This is a genomic window from Rhodococcus sp. C26F, from assembly GCF_053345925.1.
The window spans coordinates 70,765-89,641 of sequence record NZ_JBKFBA010000001.1; the positions used below are offsets into that span (position 1 = coordinate 70,765).

Sequence of the window (18,877 nt, forward strand, 5' to 3'; positions counted from 1 at the left end):
CCGACCCGCTTCGCGATCGCCGGTCGCACGGGCCGACCCGCTTCGCGATCGCCGGCCGCACGGGCCGACCCGCTTCGCGATCGCCGGCCGCACGGGCCGACCCTGCTGTCGTTCGGTTACGGCTGCAGCTTCACCTCGTCGCCGTCGAGGGTGATGAAGCCGTTCTGGAAGTTCTGCTGGACACCCTTGCCGTCCACGGCCGGGAACTCGTCGCTGATCGGCAGGCCCAGACGTCCTTCGGCACCCTTCTCGGCGAGCCACGCCTCGAGGATCTTGCCGCGGACCGGCCAGGCACCGGTGAGCGGGCTCCAGTAGATGCTGCCGTGCTGGAACTCGTTGAAGCGACCGTCACGCCCTGCGGGCTGCTCGCTGGCCGTCGGGTAGCCCAGGACTCCCGTCTCGTAGCCGAGCTGGGAGTACTTGTCGAGGATCATGCCCTGCACGCCGTGGGCGCCGGTGTCCTCGCTCCAGTACATGGCGCCGATCTCGAAGCCCTGGACCGCGCCGCGGCCGTCGGGGGTCGCTGCCTCGTCGAGGATCGGGTAGCCGAGGGGGCCGCCCTCCCAGCCCTGGTTCTTCCATTCCTCGAAGATCTTGCCGCGGACCGCGTGGGCGCCGTGCTCGGGCGTCCAGTAGATCGCGCCGTTCCGGAAGTGGTTGAACCGTCCGCGTCCGTCGGGAGCGACGCGTTCCTCGGTGGTCGGATAGGCGAGCTGCCCGGCCGGACCGCCGACACCCTGGTAGGCGCCGCCGATCGCACCCGCGACCGGGACCGTCGCGCCCTCGGACGAGAAGACGCGGCCGAAGCGGAAGTCCTGCACCTTGCCACCGGCGACGTCGTATTCACCGGTCAGGCAGTCGCCGAGCCAGGCGTTCGCGTTCGCGACGTCACCGAAGGCGCCGGTGGGGTTGCACTCGGGCTTGTCGACCTCGACCCCGAGGGTGTTGGCGAGCTGCGGCCACAGCTGGTGCAGTTCGAACTCCCAGTACTTCCACGTGTGGGTGCCCGACGGCCGGTACACGATCTGGGCGGGGATGCCCTGCTTCTTGAGCTTCGTCGCGAACGCCTGCGAGGTGAGGCGCGAGAGGATCTCGAGGCCCATGCCGGCGTAGTTGGTGCTGACCCCGGGGATGCCCGACGGATCGTCGTAGGGGCCGGTGGTGCCGCTGCCGCTCGAGACGTACAGGCTCACACCCTTGAGCTTGTCGGCGAGCAGGTACGGATCGTGCGACTCCCAGCCCTCGGAGCCGGGCGCACCCCACATCGCCTCGGAGTCGAAACCGCCGGCGTCCTGCATCGCGTAGTGGATGGCCTCGGGCATGCCGAGGGTGGTCGTGGTGAGGATGCCGGACAGCGACGCCGCGAACTGCGCGAAGCCCGGGTTGCGGGCGGGCAGGAACATCGCGGCGGTACCGCCCATCGACAGGCCGACGACGCCACGCTTGTCGGTGGTACGCCAGTCGCGTTCGAGGAGCGGAGGGAGTTCCTTCGTCAGGAAGGTCTCCCACTTGTAGTTCTGTCCGTTGTTCTGATCGATCCAGTCGGAGTAGAAGCTCGACTGGCCGCCCACCGGCAGCACGACGTTGACGTTCTTGTCGGCGAAGAAGGCCTCCGCATCGGTCTCGAGCGTCCACCCGTTCTCGTCGTCGCGCGCGCGCATGCCGTCGAGCATGAACACCGACGGGAACTTCGCGTCGGGCTTGCTGTTCCAGTCGCGCGCGAGCAGCAGCTGCACCTGGATCGGCGTCCCCATCGACGGCGAGTCGATCCACAGAGCGACGCGGCGATCGGTGAGCCAGTCGACGGAGCGGACGGTCGCACCGGCAGTGCTCGTCGGGCCGGACTGGGCGATGAGCGGATCGGCGGTGGCCACCGAGACAGTGGTCAGACCTGCGGCGACGGGCGCGACGAGGGCTGCGGCGATCAGTGCGAGCGCACGGGATCTTCTGCTCCGCGCACCCGCAACGCGGGCCGCTCTCCTGCTCGGCCCCGTCCGTCGCTCACCGTGCTCGAGCTCAGTTCGCATCTGCATCGCTCACTTTCTGCGTTGCCGGATTTCCTGCCGAAGTGCGGCTTCGGGTGGACCGCGACGGCGGCAGTGGCAGGGCGCCCCGGCTGGATGTGCCGACTCGGGATACCGGAGTCCCGGATGTTGTTTCTACACCGGCGGCACCCGGAATCGCGGGTGCCGCGCTGTGACAGGTGAGAAAATTGNACTCACCGGATCGGTGAGCGGGCGGCGTCGTTGCTAGCAGTGCGTACCGGAGATCAGAACGCGTTCAGCGCCTCGAGGATCTGCGGGCGTGCCTTCCACAGCTGATCCTCCCAGTACTTCCATGCGTGCGTGCCGCGCGCCGGGAAGTCGAAGGTGGCCGGGATGCCGAGCGTGGCCAGCTTGATCTGGAACGCGCGGGTCTGGGCGAGGGACAGTGCTTCGAGCGCCATGCCGTTGGCGGTGTTGTAGTAGCCGACGAAGCCCTGCGGGTTGTCGTGCTCACCGGGCAGACCGCTGGCGGCCGAGATGTACAGCGACAGACCCTCGAGCTTCGGAGCGAAGACGAACGGGTCGTTGCGCAGCCAGGCCGGGCTCCACGGCGGGCCCCACATCGAGTCGACGTTGAAGCGGCCGGCGTCGAGCATCGCCACGCGGATGGCCTCACGCATGCCGGGAGCCGACAGGTTCAGGTAGCCGGACAGCGACGACGCGAACTTGAACTGGTCGCGGTGGTAGGCGGCCAGGGTCAGGGCGGCGGAGCCACCCATCGACAGGCCGAGGATGCCGTTGTTGTTGCGCGAGACGCCACGGGTGGCGAGGTAGTCGGGCAGCTGCTCCGTCAGGAACGTCTCCCACTTGTAGGTGATGTCCTGGCCGTTCAGGTTGGACGGCGCGTACCAGTCGGTGTAGAAGCTCGACTGTCCGCCGACCGGCATGATCAGGCTGACGTTGTCGTTCGCGAACTGCTGCAGGGCGTTCGTCTCGAACGTCCAGGCGTTCGCGTCGTCCCGAGCGCGAAGGCCGTCGAGCATGTAGAGCGCCGCGTCGCCACCGCGCGCGGCCCACTGGATCTGAACCTTGATCGGGCCCATGTCGGACTCGACGAAGACCTCTTCGAAGCCCCCTGCAGGCGCGCGGTGCGAGACCGGCGCTCCCTGCGCCGGCGCGGCGACGGCGGCGGTGGTTCCGACGAGGCCGGCAGCCACGGGGAGGACCAGAGCTGCGGCGGCGGTGCCGAGCAGTCGCCGTCGAAGGCCCTGCCTCAACCTCGGGACAAAACGCATGAACAATGCTCTCTTTCTCGTCTGCGGCGTCCGCGTTCGCGTCCCCCGGATTCCGGCGATGACGACCGCGGAAGGCCGCCCCAAGTCACACTGCGGTCAAAACTGTAAAGGACCGCGTGATCTCTGACAAACCCTGGTTTCAACAGCTCTTGGGCACCTCTTGACCTGTAGGTCAAGCACGCGCTGCCGGAAAGTTACCCATCCGTGATGCGCCGTGATCCTATCGAGACAGTCGAAGGGGGCCAAGTTGATCTCGGTGTTCGGCCGTCACCCCCGCGGCGGTGGCATCGGCAGATCACAGCGCTGGATCTCGTACTTCGGCACCCGTTCGATCCGGTACGAGGCGTAGTCGAACGCGTTGCGCAGGTTCCTCTTGAACAGTGCCCACGTGAGTTCGGCGCTCGAAGAGTCGATCATCTCCCGGGTCTCGGGACAGGTCAGCGCGGTCTTCGCCATCGCGACCCAGTCCTCGTCGAGATAGCCCGGCATCCACGGATGGACGTCGACCATGCCCGAATCGGCGACCACCCAGTCTGGGAACAGGATCTTGTCATGGCCGATCCGGCCGTCCTCGAGACGCTCGGTGTGCGCGGCGAGCGGGTAGGCCAGGCCCATCTGGTCGACGACCCGCACGTCCAGACCCGTGTTCATGCTGGTCATGCCCAGGTTCAGGAAGAACACCGTGTGCCCGGCACCGCCCGGTGGGATGGGCTCGGGTGGCGGCACGACGTCCCACGCATCGAAGGAGGGGGTCGGCAGCAGCAGCCCGCCGTTCGGGGTGTTCGCGATGGCCTCGACCATGGCCCGCATACGTGGGTAGTCGAGATAGTCCTCGGCCAGGATGGGATGCAGATGCCCGGTGTTGAGGGCGTAGAAGGCGCGCTCGTCGACGATGCCGGATCGGCCCACCACGGCGCCCTCGGTCATGCCGGTCGTGTTGGCCGCGGCGGCCGTCCACACGACGGTGCCCAGCCACAGCACGGCCAGCGCACCCGCGACCTGCGTCGACCGGTTGTTGCCGAGCTCCGCCCGATCGGGGATCCGCAGCGGGACGACGGCGACGGGCAGGAGCAGGCAGAACAGCGGCGGCAGAAGGACGCGGCCGTGCATGAAGTCGCCACCCACACGCAGTGAGTACAGCGCGAGCAGCACACCGGAGCCGAGGAACAGCACGACGACGGCGGTCGGCGTGCGCAACAGCTTCTGCACCCAGGTCAGCGTGGCCCGCACGTCGCGCGGATCGGGACGCGCCGCCGCTGCCGTGAGGCCCACGGCCTCACGGCTGGTCGCGAGGACGAGCGCGGCGAGGATCACGAGGAACAGCAGCGGCAGCCACAGCAGGTACGGCGAGACGAGGTTGCCGAGATATTCGAGGCCCTGCGACCACTTGGCGCCACCGGCGTCCTTGGCGACCGCGGTGTTGGGATAGGGCAGTGCGTAATAGCCCATACGCCAGATCTGGTAGCCGACCGGGATCGCTCCGGCGACCGCGACCATCGCGACCCGGATGCGCAGGTCGAGGCCGGGCGCGAGGAACAGCATCGCGAGCGCGAGCACCGCGACCAGCGCGAGTTCGGGTCGCACGAGCGGGCCGAGTCCTGCGACGAACGCCGTGGCGAGGATCTGCCCCGTACCCGGGAGCGATCCGTCACCTCCCGGCGTGGGGGTCGCCCACCGGGCCATGAGCAGCCACAGCAGGCCGAGCCAGCAGATCACCAGGCAGGACTCGAGGCCCGAGGTGGCGAAGTCGCGGGCCGGGGGCACCGCGATGTAGACGAGGACACCGGCGGGCAGGAGCAGCACGGTGCCCGTGGTGGCGCGCAGTCGCCACCGGTACAGGCGTGCGGCGCCGAGGAGGGCGAGGACGATCGCGCCCGTCGACAACACGAGCGCGATCGTGAGCACCACGTATTCGAGGCGGAGGCCGGTGAGCCATCCACCCGCGTAGACGATGTACGTCCACGCCGTGGAGGTGTTGGCCTCCACGCGCTCCCCCGCGTTGAACACCGGCCCGTTGCCGGCGAGGAGGTTGCGCACGGTTCGCAGGACGATGAGACCGTCGTCGGCGATCCAGCGCCGCTCCCACGCTCCCCAGAACATCAGGAACGCGGAGACGACCACACCCGCGGCGAACACACCGCCGGCGAGGCGGTCACGTCGAACGGGCCGGACCGTACTGGACGGTCCGGTCTCGGTGTCGTGGACGCCGCGCACGACGTCAGAAGAGGTAGACAGCACCGCCGACCACCAGGATCCACACCACTGCGAGCAACTGCAGCACCCGGTCCTTCAGGGCGATCTCCTCGGGTTCGCCGGCTTCACCGCCGTCGACGTCGACCGCGTAGCGCAGGATGGCGACGACGAACGGGATCATCGAGATGGCGTACCAGTTGGAACCGGCCACGTTGTCCTGTTCGAACGCCCACAGGCCGTAGCAGAGCACGACCGCCGTCGCCGCGACCGTCCACACGAACCGCAGGTAGGTCTCGGTGTAGTACTCGAGCGACTTGCGGATCTTCGCGCCGGTGCGGGTCGCGAGGCGCAGCTCTGCGTACCGCTTGCCGGCCGCCATGAACAGCGACCCGAACGCCATGATCAGCAGGAACCACTGCGACAGCGGGATCTCGGCGGCCACGCCACCGGCGATGGCACGGATCAAGAAGCCCGACGAGACGATGCAGATGTCGAGCACGGCCTGGTGCTTGAGCCCGAAGCAGTACGCGAGCTGGATGCCGATGTACACCGCCATGACGACGGCGAGCTGCCAGTTCGCGATGAACGACAGCGCGATCGAGCCGACGAGCAGCACCGTCGCGAGGATGTACGCGAGTCGCACCGGGAGCACGCCGGCCGCGATGGGCCGGAAACGCTTGGTGGGGTGTGCACGGTCGGCTTCGACGTCCATCGCGTCGTTGACGAGGTAGATGCCCGAGGCGGCCATGCAGAAGACGACGAAGGCGAGCGCGACGGGCAGCAGGACGTCGACCTGGGTGACCGAGCCGGCCGCCATCGGGGCCGCGAGCACCAGGACGTTCTTCACCCATTGTCGGGGACGGACCGCCTTGACGATCCCGGCGCCCAGGCTCTTGGGCGCCTCCTTGACGGGCGCCGGTTCCTCGCTCATCGATCTCCCCACTTCGTCTCTGCCCGCGCCACGACGGCCGCGGACGCCGCACCGAGTGCCGCACCCGCCAGTACATCCGTCGGATAGTGCACGCCCAGCACCAGGCGGGACAGCATCATGGGCGGCACGAGCACCGCGGGAAAGGGTAGCCCGGTGGTGCGGGCGAGCAGCACGGCCGCCGCAGTCGTGGACGTCACATGCGACGACGGGAAGCTCAGCCGGCTCGGCGTGGACACGTTGACCTGCACCGTCGGGTCCACCGGCCGCGGACGGCGCACGACCCGCTTGATGACGACGGACGCCGCGTGGGCACCGAACGCACCGACCGCCACGCTCGCCCACTTGCTGCGACGGGGACGGTCGACGAGGGCGCCGGCGGCGCCGATCGCGATCCAGCCGAGAGCGTGCTCACCGAAGTGCGACATGCCGCGGGCGATCTTCGTCGCGGCGGGCACCGCACCTGCGGTGGCCTGGACGGTCTGCAGGATCCGGACCTCGGTGTCGGTGCTCCTCCAGTGACGTGCGGCTGCACCGTCTGCGTCCACACCGTCTGCGGTCACACCGTCTGCGGCCGTGGACGCAGCACTGCTGTCAGTTGCCGATACCGAAGACACGCTCCCACTCCTCCTTGCTGGTCAGGGCGGGAACCGCGTCCCGGTACCGCTTCTTCATCTCGGGGAACCGGCGCGCGAGTTCGCGTCGCAACCGGAGCGCCTCCGTGAGCAGGGCCTGGGCCTGCGCACGATCGCGCTTACGGTAGACGACGCCCCGACCGTCCGCCGTGGTGACCGTCACGCCGTCGACCTGCGAGAGCAGGAACCACCGCGCGTCGATCGTGGGCACGTTCAGCTGCGGCCGCTCGTGGTGCTCGCGGTTCTCGGGACGCAGGTTGTGCAGCGCGCCCTTGGCCAGACGCTTGACCTTCGCGACCGCACGTTCGGGCAGTCCCACGGCGCCGACCTCGGCGCCGGATGCCATCGGCAGTTCGGTCGACGACGGCAGCACCACCGCGTCGGGGAAGTTCTTCCGCAGCGCGTGCACCTCGCCGAGGGCGCGCGGCAGCAGGTCGAACAGGTTCTCCGGGCCGGCGAGGAAGTCCTCGATGGCCTTGTTCTGGATCGCGACCGTCGAGTACTCGAGGCAGACGAGGTGCTTGATCGTGGCCTTGATGGTGTCGAGCACCATCGCCTTGGGGTCGCCGTGCTGGTGCAGCGCGGCCACGACGAGCCGGTTGCGCAGGTGGAAGTACGCCTGCCAGTCGATGGCGTCGTCCTTGTCGCTCCACGCCATGTGCCAGATCGCGGCGCCCGGCATCGTCACCGTCGGGTAGCCGGCCTCGCGGGCCCGCAGACCGTACTCGGCGTCGTCCCACTTGATGAACAGCGGCAGGGGCTGGCCGATCTCCTCCGCGACGACGCGCGGGATCATGCACATCCACCAGCCGTTGAAGTCGACGTCGATGCGGCGGTGCAGCAGCTTCGAGTTCTCCCGGTCGCGCAACGGCTTGGTGGAGAAGTCGTGGTCGTACTCGACGTTCGGGGCGGCACCCCACATGAAGTTCGCGCGGTGGATGACCTCGCCCATGGTGTGCAGGTGGCTGCGTTCCTGCAGGTTGAGCATCTGCCCACCGACGAGCATCGGGGTCCGCGCGAACCGCGACAGGGCGAGGGCGCGCAGGATCGAGTCGGGTTCGATCTCGATGTCGTCGTCCATGAACAGGATGTAGGGGCTGGAGGTGGTCTTCAGCGCCTCGTACATGATGCGGCTGTAACCACCCGAGCCACCGAGATTGCCCTGGTCGTGGATGACGAGGCGATCACCGAAGGGTTCGGCGGCCTCCGCGAAGTCGGCCTCGTCCTTCACTTTGCGGGTGCCCTGGTCGGGGATGATGACGGCGTCGACGACGTCCATCACCAACGGATCGGACGCGAGCGCACGCAGCGCCTTCACACAGTCGGCGGGACGGTTGAAGGTCGGGATGCCCACGGCGACCGAGGCAGGGCCGGGCGCCTCGACGGGTGCGTACCAGCCGGCGGCGTGCAGCGTGACGTCGCTGTCGGTGGTGACGTCGAACCACAGCCAGCCGCCGTCCTCGAACGGACCGAGGTCGGTGTCGATCTCGACGATCACCCCGTCGCCGCGGAACTCACGGCCGGTGACGTGGATGCGACTCGAGTCGGCCTTGCTGCGGTACAGGTCGACGCGGCCGTGGCCGGTGAGCTCGAGGCGCAGCACCACCGAGCCGAGCGTGCTCCAGCGACGCCAGTAGCTCGCCGGGAAGGCGTTGAAGTAGGTGCACAGCGACACCTCGGACTCCGCGCCGATCGCCAGCGTCGTCCGGCTCGTCGCGTGGGCGCGACGCGCGTTGGTAGGCGACTCCTCGAGGTAGAGCGTGCGCACGTCGAGCGGCTCGCCCGGTCGCGGCAGGATGATGCGCTGCAGCAGCGACCGGCCGAGCAGGTCGTCCTGCTCCGCAGCGGAAGCACTCACGGCCGCCTCGTGCTTGCCGGCGTTCGCGGCAGCGGCGTGCTTCGCGGCGCTCACGAGGCGTCCCCGGCGATGGGCGCTCCCGATTCGAAGTGCGGGGCCAGGACGTTGTCGAACATCGATAGCGCGCTGGCGATCGCCATGTGCATGTCGAGGTACTGGTAGGTGCCGAGACGGCCACCGAAGAGCACCTTGTTCTCGGCCGCTTCCTGCTTCGCGAGGGCGCGGTAGGCGCCCAGCTTCTCGCGGTCCTCCGAGGTGTTGATCGGGTAGTACGGCTCGTCGTCGTTCTCGGCGAACCGCGAGTACTCCCGCATGATGACCGTCTTGTCGGCCGGGTAGGTGTCGCGCTCGGGGTGGAAGTGCCGGAACTCGTGGATCCGGGTGTAGGGCACGTCGGCGTCGTTGTAGTTCATGACCGGGGTGCCCTGGAAGTCGCCCGTGGGCAGCACCTCGGTCTCGAAGTCGAGGGTGCGCCATCCGAGACGACCCTCGGAGTAGTCGAAGTAGCGGTCGAGCGGGCCGGTGTAGACGACGGGAGCGTCGGGGCTGGCCGCGCGGATCTCGTCGCGCACCGCGAACCAGTCGGTGTCGAGCCGGACCTCGATCCGCTCGTCCTTCGCCATGTTCTCGAGCCACGCCGTGTAACCGTCGACCGGCAGGCCCTCGTAGGTGTCGTTGAAGTAGCGGTTGTCGAAGGTGTAGCGGACGGGCAGCCGGGCGATGTTGCCGGCGGGCAGTTCCCTGGGGTCGGTCTGCCACTGCTTGGCCGTGTAGTCGCGGACGAACGCCTCGTAGAGGGGGCGGCCGATCAGGGAGATGGCCTTCTCCTCGAGGTTCTTCGCCTCGGCGGTGTCGATCTCGGCGGCCTGCTCCTTGATGAGTGCGCGTGCCTCGTCGGGGCTGAAGTACCGGCCGAAGAACTGCGACACCAGTCCGAGACCCATCGGGAACTGGTAGGCCTGACCCTTGTGCATCGCGAACACGCGGTGCTGGTAGCCGGTGAAATCGGTGAACTGGTTCACGTAGTCCCACACCCTTTTGTTGGACGTGTGGAACAGGTGGGCACCGTACTTGTGGATCTCGATTCCGGTTTCCGGCTCGGGCTCGGAGTACGCGTTGCCACCGAGGTGGTGGCGACGCTCGATCACGAGCACTCGCTTGCCGAGCTGCGTGGCCGCGCGCTCGGCGATCGTCAGTCCGAAGAATCCGGAGCCGACGACGATCAGGTCGTACTCACCGGTGGAGGGCTGGGGCGCTGATGCAGCAGTCACGGGAGACCAGGGTATGCGACTCCGTCGCGGAGGTGCCCTCTCGGTNGGGCCGTCACACTCACACGTAGTGGGTGAGCGCGTCACGGACGAATTCGGCGCCTTCACGTCCTCCGTAGTTCGCTGCGAAACACTCGTCCTCGACGTACATGTCGGCGAGACCGAGCACGTACTCCCGCGGACTGCCCGCCGCAGTGCCGCCTCCCGGGGTGCCCGGAATCGACGACAGCCAGGCGACGTGCCGCCGCGCGAGGTCCTGCGCTTCGGGCCCAGCGGGGTCCAGCCCGGCCCGGGCCGCCGCGATCCAGTCGTGGTTCAACTGCTCGACCTGCTTCATCCAGTCGTGCCTGGCGGCGTCGTCCATGCCCCGCCACCAACGGTCGCCCGAGTCGTAGGCGTCCTTGCCCCACCGTTCGATCACTTCGTCCCGGTACTGCGTGTGGTCGAACCCGTCGAACACTTCGTCTGCCACGAGTTCCTCCCCTCTCTCCGTCTTCGCCAAGGTGGTGCGCACCGCCGCGATACGGCGGTCCAACTGCCGGCGCTCGTGTTCGAGCAGGTCGAGGTGGGTGCGCAGTGCGCTCGCGGTGTCGTCGTGACCGGCGAGCACGTCGCGGATGGCGGGCAGGGCCAGTCCCAGGTCGCGGAGCAGCAGGATGCGCTGGAGACGCACGAGTGCGTCCTCGTCGTAGAACCGCATGCCGTTGCTGCCGGTGCGGCTCGGATGCAGCACCCCCACGTCGCCGTAGTGCCGCAGTGTGCGGCTGGTGACACCGGCGGCGCGTGCCAGTTGCTGGATCGACCATTCCCGCACGTGCCCACCTCCTTCTTTCCGGCTACGACCAGCGTGCATCTTGACGTTGCGTCAATGTCAACCATCGTCGTGGCGGTGCCGGAACGCCACCGGCCGCCCGCCCTGTTCGGGGCGACCGGCCGGTCGAGATGTGCCGTCGGGTTACTCGGCGCTACCCGTGCTCGGGAACCAGTCCTTCAGGAAGCTCGCGTCGATGACCTGAGCACCGAGGTCCGGTGTCCACACGATCGCGCCGCCGGTGAAGATCCGGAACTTGCCGATCTCGTCGGGCAGCATCAGCTCGGGGCCGATGGGCGAGCCGAGCACGCTGTCGACGCCGCCGAGGTCCAGATAGGCCTGCTCGATGGGCGAGGTGCCGGTGCCGCTGCCGAAGGGATCGGTGCCGGTCTCCGGGCCGGGTTCGGGTGCCGGAGTGACCTCCGGGGCGTCCTCGTCGATGCCTTCCTCGACGGTGAACCAGTCGGAACGCAGTCCCAGCTTGGTCCGTGCCTCGGCGCCCGTCGTCTCGATCGTGCGGTCGGAGCCGACCACGCGGACCCGGGTCACGCGACCGCCTTCGGGGCCGAGATTGTTGCGGGAGAGCACCTCGAAGGCCTGGAGGTCGCCGACGCCGAACTTGCTGCCGATCTCGGCCGCGGTGAAGGTCTTGGCCCATTCGCGGTTCGGGGCGACCTTGTCGCCCTCGTCCTCGACGGGCGGGAAGGTGCCGCCCGCCGAGTAGCCACCGGTGGAGGCGGAGAACTCGCTGCGCACGACCTCGCCGTCCTTCATCAGGACGGTTCCACGGGTGGTGCGCACACCGTCGTCCGTGCGCGGATCCTCGACGCCCGACCCGCCGTAGACCTGGCAGTCCGTGGTGTCGCAGGTCTGCCACTTCTCGTGACGCTTCTCGGCGAGGGCGTAGGACCGCGCGGCGATGGCCTGCGCCCGCAGCGCCTCGGCACCACCGGTGTCGGCCCAGCCGGGCAGCGCCTCGGCGGGAACCACGCTGCGCAGGTAGTCCTCGACGTGGAGGCGGTTGACGGTGCGCGGGGCGGTGCCGTCGAGCACCACACCGAGGGCGCCGCGGTAGGTCTTGTCGTCCGAGCACATCGTGAGGTGCTCGTTCGCGGGACGGTCCTCGGCGAGGTCGATCGGGTCGACCCACGGCAGGTCGGTGGCGGCCTGCCACAGCACGTCGCCGCTGCAGCCCTCGGTGACGACGACGTTCGCGCCGCCATCCGGGGTGGGTGTCAGGTGCGCGGCCTCACCGGGCGCGAGCTGCTTGCCGGCGACGATCATGCCGGTGTCGGAGTAGACGTCGAGGGTGTGGTCGTCGCGCGCCATGAGACGGACCGCGATCATCGCGTCGTCGACCGTGCCGAGTTCGGTGCCGCCGTAGTAATGGCCGATGATCCGTTCGGCGGTCCATCCGTCCTGGGCGTAGCCGTAGGCACCCCACTGCCCCATGCCGCGACCGTGGCCGTGACCGAAGCCGCTGAACGTGAAGGGCGTGTCGGCCGAAACCGCTTGCACGACACCCGGTGCCGCCTGGTTGCTCTGGACGAGCGCGCCCACGCCGGCTCCGACGAGCAGCGCGGGAGCGACCCCGATCGCGGCAGCACGGGCGACGGAGGGACGCCATCCGTTGCGCAGCGGCCTGCCGAGGATGATGCGCCGCCTCCGGATCTTGCCTCTGCGCCCGATGGACTGTCGTGACATGACGTTGCTCCCTCGTTGTCGCTGTAGGCGCGAACTCGTGATCCGCGATATCGGACAATTTCGACCGATCCTCAAGCTCAGGTTGAGGCTTAAGGTTTGCTGCGTCTAGTGTGACAAGAGTGACGGAGCTAGGCAACAAATGTCACAGAAGCAACACAAGAATCACGAGTTACAGAACTTTCGTGTCCGAACCGGACTACGGAAGCGACACGTAAGGGACGATCCGAAGTCGGAACCGTCCGCTGGAGCACCAACGACAGGGAGTAGCAAACAGTGCCGCATCGCCGCCCCAAGCCGTCGATCGTCCTGGGTGCCGTCGCCGCCCTGGCCGTCGCGACGCCCTTCGCCGTCACCGGGCTGACCAGCACCGCTCCCGAGATCCGGAATGCCAACGACACCGTCGAGGCAGTGGCACCCGATATCGCGGAAGTCGTGCTCGCCTCGGTGCCCGACCTGATCATCCCGCTCGAGGAGCTCACCGGTCTCAACCTGCCGGACCTCAGCCTGAAGGAGATCGTCGACGGGCTCCCGCAGATCACGACTGCTCCCGACCCGAACGGCGGACTCGTCCAGCGCGTCGGTGCGACCGTCAAGGAACTCACCCGCGACACCCCGTTCAGCCTCGTCGCGCTCGCCGCCGAGGACGTCGCCGCCACCGACGCGCTCATCCGCGCGCAGCAGGACGACGGCAGCTGGGGTCCCTGGACCGCGACCGAGCCGATCGAGACGCGCGCCGACGACGCCACCAGCGAGGGACGCACGGGCACGGAGCCGATCTACGTCGGTGCCACCCGTGCGGTGCAGGTGCTGCTGACGCCGCGTCCCGGCCCCGAACCGAATCTCGCCGGCGCGGAGGCCCCGCCGGCGCCCGAAGCCCCTGTTCCCGCTCCCGAGGCACCCGCCCCGGAAGCACCGGCGCCCGAAGCTCCTGCTCCTGCAGCACCGGCGGAGGCTCCGGTCCCCGTCGACGAGGCACCCGCGCCGGTCGCTGCACCCGCAGCCGATGCACCCGACCTCGGCTACGTGCCCGCGTCCTCGTCCAAGCCGCTGCGCGAGAACCCGCTGCAGGCGGCTGCCGAAGCGGTCAGTGCCGTGCTCATCTCGCCCGGCAGCAGCGAGGCGGACGCGCGACTCGAGGACATCGCGAGCCCGCTCGGTAACTCCGGCCTGAAGGTGATCACCCGCCAGCAGTGGGGCGCCGACGAGTCGATGCGCTGCCAGACCCCGACCTACGACGACTCCCTCGGTGGCGCGACCGTGCACCACACCGCGGGCAGCAACAACTACTCGAAGGCCGAATCGGCCGAGATCGTGCGCGCGATCTACGCGTACCACGCACGCACGCTCGGCTGGTGCGACATCGGATACAACACGCTCGTCGACAAGTACGGCCAGATCTTCGAGGGTCGCGCCGGTGGTCTCGAGCGCAACGTCCAGGGCGCCCACGCGGGTGGATTCAACGAGAACACCCACGGCATCGCGATGATGGGCGACTTCTCGACCCAGGCCCCGCCGCAGGCCGCGGTGGAGTCGGTCGGCAAGTTCCTCGGCTGGCGTCTGGCCCGCGCGGGACTGAATCCCAAGGGCCGCACCACGATGTACTCCGAGGGCACGTCGTTCACCCCCTACCCGCAGGGTGCGGCGGTGGATCTGCCGATCATCTTCGCGCACCGCGACGTGGGCAACACCAGCTGCCCGGGTGACGCCGGCTACTCGCAGATGGGCAAGATCCGCGACATCGCCGCCGCTGCGGCGAAGGGCGGTGGCGGTGGCGCTGCCCCGCAGCCCTCGAACCCGTCGCCGTCGAATCCGCAGCCGTCGAACCCGCAGCCCTCGAACCCGTCGCCGTCCAATCCGTCGCCGAACGTGCCGGACATCAACGTCGGAGCGCTCGCCTCGGGCTCGGCCGACACCGCCGAAGGTGTCGTCGACGAGCTGATCCGCCTCAGCGGTCACCCGCTGGTCCAGAAGTGGCTCGCCGAGGGCGGCGAACTCGGACGGCTCGGACAGGCGGTGACCTCGATCCTTCCCGCGGTCAAGAGCGGTTTCGAACGAGTGAATTTCGTCAACGGTGCCATCTACACGTCACCGAACGGCGGCACGTGGACGGTACTCGGCGAGATCTACAAGGCGTGGGAGAAGAACGGACTCGACGCTGGTGAGCTGGGGTTGCCCACCAGCGACGAGTACCGGGTGCCGGACGGTTGGCGTTCGGACTTCGAGTTCGGCTCGCTGATCTTCAACGAGGTCACGGGTGTCGTCACCAAGGTGCTGCGCGCCTACGACGACGCCTACGACCAGGCGATGCAGGATCAGCCGGCCGACGTCGCAGGACCCGCACCCGAGGGTGCTCCTGCGCCCGAACCCGGACCCGAACCGGCACCTGCGCCGGAACCGGCACCCGAACCGGCGCCCGCGGGCTGACCCGCAGCGCACCGGTAGGAACGAGTCACCGCCACCACCGTTCGAGAACGCGGGCCACCCCGTCCTCGACGTTGGTGGCGGTGACTTCGTCTGCGACCGACTTCGCGTCCGGATGCGCGTTCTCCATCGCCACACCGTGACGCGCCATCGACAGCATCGGGATGTCGTTGGGCATGTCGCCGAAGGCCACGAGATTCTCGTGGGAGACACCCAGTAGCCGGGCCATCTCTTGGAGACCCGACGCCTTCGTGACCCCCGCCGCGGAGATCTCGATGAGCCCGTGGGTCGTCGAATAGGTCACGTCGACCAGCCCGTGCAGTTTCGGCACGAGAGCCTCCGCCATCTCCCGGCTGGTCGCGCCGGGGAGCCGGACGAGCAACTTGATGGCGGGCTCACCGATCACCTCGTGCTCGGCGAGTTCGGTGTTGTCCGGATTCAGCCAGGCATGTTCGTAACCGGGAGCGCTGACGAACTGCGGCGTCGCCGCGTCGTGGGCCCGCTCCCCCACCCGCTCCGCGGCCAGACCGCAACCGGGAAGCACCGACGAGGCCACCTCGGCAAGCCACGCCAGTTCGTCGACCTCGAGCACCGCGGCGCTGAGCACACGGTCGGTGGAACTGTCGTAGAGCACGGCACCGTTCGCGCACACCGCCATGGGCGCGTAGCCCAGTTCCTCGACCACCGGCGCGATCCAGCGCGGCGGGCGGCCGGTGGCCAGGACGAACGGAACACCGGAGTCGACCACCGCATGCACCGCGGCGCGGGTCCGATCGGACACCTTCTCGGTGTCGTCGATCAGGGTGCCGTCCACGTCCGTGGCCACCAATCCGGGACGCGACGCGTCCGTGATGTGGTCCCGATACGGCTCTCGACTCGACTGTGCGTTCACTCCGTCATTGTGCCGAAGTACCGCGGTCGCCGCCTGCGTCGTCGTTGCCGCTACCGGCAGCACCTTCACGGGCGGCACGTTCGCGGGCCTTCCGGGCGCGACGCTCGGCGGCCGCGGCCTCGTCCAGGGCGGTCGCCTCCTCGAGGGTCGGCGCGGATCCGCCCAGTCGGCGGGGCACCCAGTAGGCACCGTCCTCGTGGGTGTAACCGTCCTGGACCCGGTGGAGCATCTTCTCCATGGTCGCGTGGAGCTGCGCGGTCATCTCCGCTGCCGGCTCGAACGGCTGGATGGGGGCGCCCACCTCGATGGTGATCGGGGTGTTCGTACGTCCGAGCCGCTTGGGGTGGCCCTTCGTCCACACCCGCTGCGACCCCCAGATGACCATGGGGACCACCGGGACACCGGCTTCGTTCGCCATCCGTGCCGCGCCGGACCGGAACGCCTTGAGCTCGAAGCTGCGGCTGATCGTCTCCTCCGGGAAGACACCCACGAGCTGCCCGGCACGCAGCGCCTCCACGGCGAGTCGGTAGGACTCGCCGGCGTCGCCGCGGTCGACGGGGATGTGCTTCATCGCGCGCATCATGGGGCCGGAGATCTTGTGGTCGAAGACTTCCTTCTTCGCCATGAAGCGGATGTACCGCTTGGTGACCCGGGCGGGGATCCCGGCGTAGGTGAAGTCCATGTAGCCGGTGTGGTTGATCGCGATGACCGCACCACCCGCCGCCGGGATGTTCTCCGCCCCGGTGATCGCGAATTTCAGCCCTTGCGCTGCGAAGAGCGTGCGGGCGACACCGATGATGGTCCGATAGAAGGGTTCCACGCCGGTCAGCCTAGCGGGGCCCGGTGGAGGAACGACCGTGATCATCGTCGAAAGGCCACTGCTGTGCGCACCCTCGCCCGAAAGCCCGACGTACTCGCATTCGCCGGCCTCGCCGTCGCCGTGGTCCTCACCGTCGCCGGTGGATCCGGACGACACCGAGGAGCGGTACCCACTGGTGTGCGAGGCGCGGGGCACGTGGGATCCCTGGGGCACCGGGAACCCGGGAGTGCCGCCGCTGGCCACCGATCCCGACGTCCTCGGTGACCTCGAATCCTTCGACGCCGCGGCCGCCTCCGTCACCCCGATCTCGGAGGTGTACACGAATGTGACGATTCCGATCGTGGAGGCCGGCACGCCCCGTGACCTGGTGGTCCTGCTCACGACGGGGAGCGACGGGTACTGCCTGGGCGCAGTGGACTGACGGGCGGCGCCTACCCTGGTAGGCGTCGGTCAGCACGTCAGGAGGGTACGAAGTGCAGATCACCAGCGTCGGACACGCCGGTTTCCACATCCAGACCGAAGCGGGGTCCATCCTGTGCGATCCGTGGGTCACGCCCGCGTACTTCGCCTCGTGGGTGCCCTTCCCGGACAACACCGGTCTCGACTGGGACGCTCTCGGCAACGTCGACTACCTGTACGTCTCGCATCTGCACAAGGATCACTTCGATCCCGACACGCTGAGCAAGCACGTCAACAAGGACGCGACCGTCCTGCTGCCCGACTATCCGGTGCCGGACCTGCGTCGTGAGCTCGAGAAGCTCGGCTTCTCGAAGTTCTTCGAGACCACCGACTCGGTCAAGCACCGGCTGCGGCACGGCACTATCGAGGTCGCTCCGCAGGCTCCGCTCTCGCCGGGTGATCTCGACATCATGATCATCGCGTTGCGCGCGCCGGCCGACGGACCGATCGGCGACTCGGGTCTGATCGTCTCCGACGGTGAGTCGACCGTGTTCAACATGAACGACGCGCGGCCGATCGACATGGACGTCATGCACGAGGCGTTCGGGAAGATCGACATCCACCTGCTGCAGTACTCGGGCGCCATCTGGTACCCGATGGTCTACGACATCCCGAAGAAGACCAAGGCCAACTTCGGCAAGCAGAAGCGCCAGCGCGGCATGGACCGTTGCCGCAGCTACATCGACCAGGTCGACGCGACGTGGATCGTGCCGTCGGCCGGCCCGCCGGTCTTCCTCGACGACGACCTGCGCACCCTCAACGACGACCACGGCGACGAGGGCAACATCTTCCCCGACCAGCAGGTCTTCCTCGAGCAGCTGCGCATCCACGGCCGCGAGGGCGGTCTGCTCATGATCCCGGGTTCGGTGGTGGATCTGAAGGGCAGCGAGCACATGACGCTCACGCACCCGATCCCCGACGAGCAGGTCGAGGCGATCTTCACGAACAAGGCCGCCTACATCGAGGACATGGCGCAGCGCTTCGCTCCGGTGATCGCGGCGCAGAAGGCGACCTGGGCTCCCGCCGAGGGCGAGCCGCTGCTGCCCGCGCTCAAGGCGAAGTTCGAGCCGATCATGGCGCAGTCCGATCTCATCTGCGACGGCATCGGCTACCCGGTGGGTCTGGTGATGGGCGACGAGACCGTGGTGCTCGACTTCCCCAAGCGCGTCGTGCGCGAACCCATCGAGGGAGAAGGCAAGTACCGCTACGGTTTCCGCATCGCCCCCGAGCTCGTGCGCACGGTTCTGCGCGACGACGAGCCCGACTGGGTCAACACGATCTTCCTGTCCACCCGGTTCACGGCCTGGCGCATCGGCGGATACAACGAGTTTCTCTACACCTTCTTCAAGTGCTTGACCGACGAGCGCATCGCGTACGCCGACGGCTGGTTCGCCGAGGCGCACGACGACTCGGCGTCGATCGAGTTGGGCGGCTACGAGATCCAGCGTCGCTGCCCGCACCTGAAGGCGGATCTGTCGAAGTTCGGTGTCGTCGACGGCACCACGCTGACCTGCAACCTGCACGGCTGGCAGTGGGATCTCGAATCGGGCCGCTGCAAGACCTCGAAGGGTCACGAACTGCGCAGCACCAAGCTGTGATCCGCATCCG

14 protein-coding genes are annotated in these 18,877 nt (G+C 68.4%); 3 read left to right on the forward strand and 11 right to left on the reverse strand.

Annotation, left to right across the window (positions count from 1 at the left end):
- Positions 1-116: 116 nt before the first annotated feature.
- The 9 genes from ACLBYD_RS00290 to ACLBYD_RS00330 all read right to left on the reverse strand — a co-directional run bounded on the left by ACLBYD_RS00290 (position 117) and on the right by ACLBYD_RS00330 (position 12,677).
- Entirely contained in the window at positions 117-2,033 is a 1,917-nt protein-coding gene (locus tag ACLBYD_RS00290; RefSeq protein ID WP_447814957.1) for an alpha/beta hydrolase-fold protein, read from the reverse strand.
- A gap of 236 nt (positions 2,034-2,269) precedes the next feature.
- A complete protein-coding gene (locus ACLBYD_RS00295) occupies positions 2,270-3,280 on the reverse strand; it encodes an alpha/beta hydrolase (protein WP_060652270.1) in 1,011 nt (336 codons plus the stop codon).
- A 267-nt stretch (positions 3,281-3,547) separates the two neighbouring features.
- Positions 3,548-5,494, reverse strand: coding sequence for a flagellar motor control protein ZomB (zomB, locus tag ACLBYD_RS00300; protein ID WP_447814958.1), 1,947 nt, complete (start codon positions 5,492-5,494; stop codon positions 3,548-3,550).
- Positions 5,495-5,498: 4 nt separating this feature from the next.
- On the reverse strand, positions 5,499-6,404 hold the full coding sequence (locus ACLBYD_RS00305; protein WP_060652272.1) for a decaprenyl-phosphate phosphoribosyltransferase: 906 nt from the start codon (positions 6,402-6,404) through the stop codon (positions 5,499-5,501).
- Positions 6,401-6,949, reverse strand: a complete 549-nt coding sequence (locus tag ACLBYD_RS00310; protein ID WP_271039099.1) for a phosphatase PAP2 family protein — start codon at positions 6,947-6,949, stop codon at positions 6,401-6,403. The genes ACLBYD_RS00305 and ACLBYD_RS00310 overlap by 4 nt, the downstream gene beginning before the upstream one ends.
- 46 nt (positions 6,950-6,995) lie before the next feature.
- Positions 6,996-8,894, reverse strand: coding sequence for a glycosyltransferase (locus tag ACLBYD_RS00315; protein ID WP_447815341.1), 1,899 nt, complete (start codon positions 8,892-8,894; stop codon positions 6,996-6,998).
- Positions 8,895-8,944: 50 nt separating this feature from the next.
- Entirely contained in the window at positions 8,945-10,165 is a 1,221-nt protein-coding gene (gene glf, locus ACLBYD_RS00320; RefSeq protein ID WP_447814959.1) for a UDP-galactopyranose mutase, read from the reverse strand.
- Between the two features lie 58 nt (positions 10,166-10,223).
- The gene (locus ACLBYD_RS00325) at positions 10,224-10,976 is read right to left on the reverse strand and encodes a MerR family transcriptional regulator (protein ID WP_447814960.1); all 753 of its coding nucleotides are present in this window, start codon (positions 10,974-10,976) and stop codon (positions 10,224-10,226) included.
- Between the two features lie 141 nt (positions 10,977-11,117).
- Positions 11,118-12,677 (reverse strand): SpoIID/LytB domain-containing protein, encoded by a 1,560-nt coding sequence (locus ACLBYD_RS00330; RefSeq protein WP_447814961.1) that lies wholly within the window; start codon positions 12,675-12,677, stop codon positions 11,118-11,120.
- A gap of 273 nt (positions 12,678-12,950) precedes the next feature.
- Here ACLBYD_RS00330 and ACLBYD_RS00335 point away from each other — a divergent pair, with 273 nt between their 5' ends.
- A complete protein-coding gene (locus ACLBYD_RS00335) occupies positions 12,951-15,101 on the forward strand; it encodes an N-acetylmuramoyl-L-alanine amidase (protein ID WP_447814962.1) in 2,151 nt (716 codons plus the stop codon).
- Between the two features lie 25 nt (positions 15,102-15,126).
- On the opposite strand, the gene ACLBYD_RS00340 is transcribed toward ACLBYD_RS00335, so the two are convergent.
- Both ACLBYD_RS00340 and ACLBYD_RS00345 read right to left on the reverse strand, forming a co-directional pair.
- Positions 15,127-15,990, reverse strand: a complete 864-nt coding sequence (locus ACLBYD_RS00340) for an HAD family hydrolase (protein WP_447814964.1) — start codon at positions 15,988-15,990, stop codon at positions 15,127-15,129.
- 4 nt (positions 15,991-15,994) lie between these two features.
- Positions 15,995-16,810: a lysophospholipid acyltransferase family protein gene (locus ACLBYD_RS00345; RefSeq protein ID WP_447814965.1), complete on the reverse strand. Its 816-nt coding sequence runs from the start codon at positions 16,808-16,810 to the stop codon at positions 15,995-15,997.
- 37 nt (positions 16,811-16,847) lie between these two features.
- Here ACLBYD_RS00345 and ACLBYD_RS00350 point away from each other — a divergent pair, with 37 nt between their 5' ends.
- Both ACLBYD_RS00350 and ACLBYD_RS00355 read left to right on the forward strand, forming a co-directional pair.
- Entirely contained in the window at positions 16,848-17,231 is a 384-nt protein-coding gene (locus tag ACLBYD_RS00350; RefSeq protein ID WP_447814967.1) for a hypothetical protein, read from the forward strand.
- A gap of 52 nt (positions 17,232-17,283) precedes the next feature.
- Positions 17,284-18,867, forward strand: coding sequence for a Rieske 2Fe-2S domain-containing protein (locus ACLBYD_RS00355; RefSeq protein ID WP_447814968.1), 1,584 nt, complete (start codon positions 17,284-17,286; stop codon positions 18,865-18,867).
- Positions 18,868-18,877: the final 10 nt, after the last annotated feature.

Bases quoted from the DNA above. Each gene is read 5' to 3' on its own strand.
- ACLBYD_RS00290 (WP_447814957.1), bottom strand. From the start codon at position 2,033: ATGCAGATGCGAACTGAGCTCGAGCACGGTGAGCGACGGACGGGGCCG.
- ACLBYD_RS00305 (WP_060652272.1), bottom strand. From the start codon at position 6,404: ATGAGCGAGGAACCGGCGCCCGTCAAGGAGGCGCCCAAGAGCCTGGGC.
- ACLBYD_RS00295 (WP_060652270.1), bottom strand. From the start codon at position 3,280: ATGCGTTTTGTCCCGAGGTTGAGGCAGGGCCTTCGACGGCGACTGCTC.
- ACLBYD_RS00330 (WP_447814961.1), bottom strand. From the start codon at position 12,677: ATGTCACGACAGTCCATCGGGCGCAGAGGCAAGATCCGGAGGCGGCGC.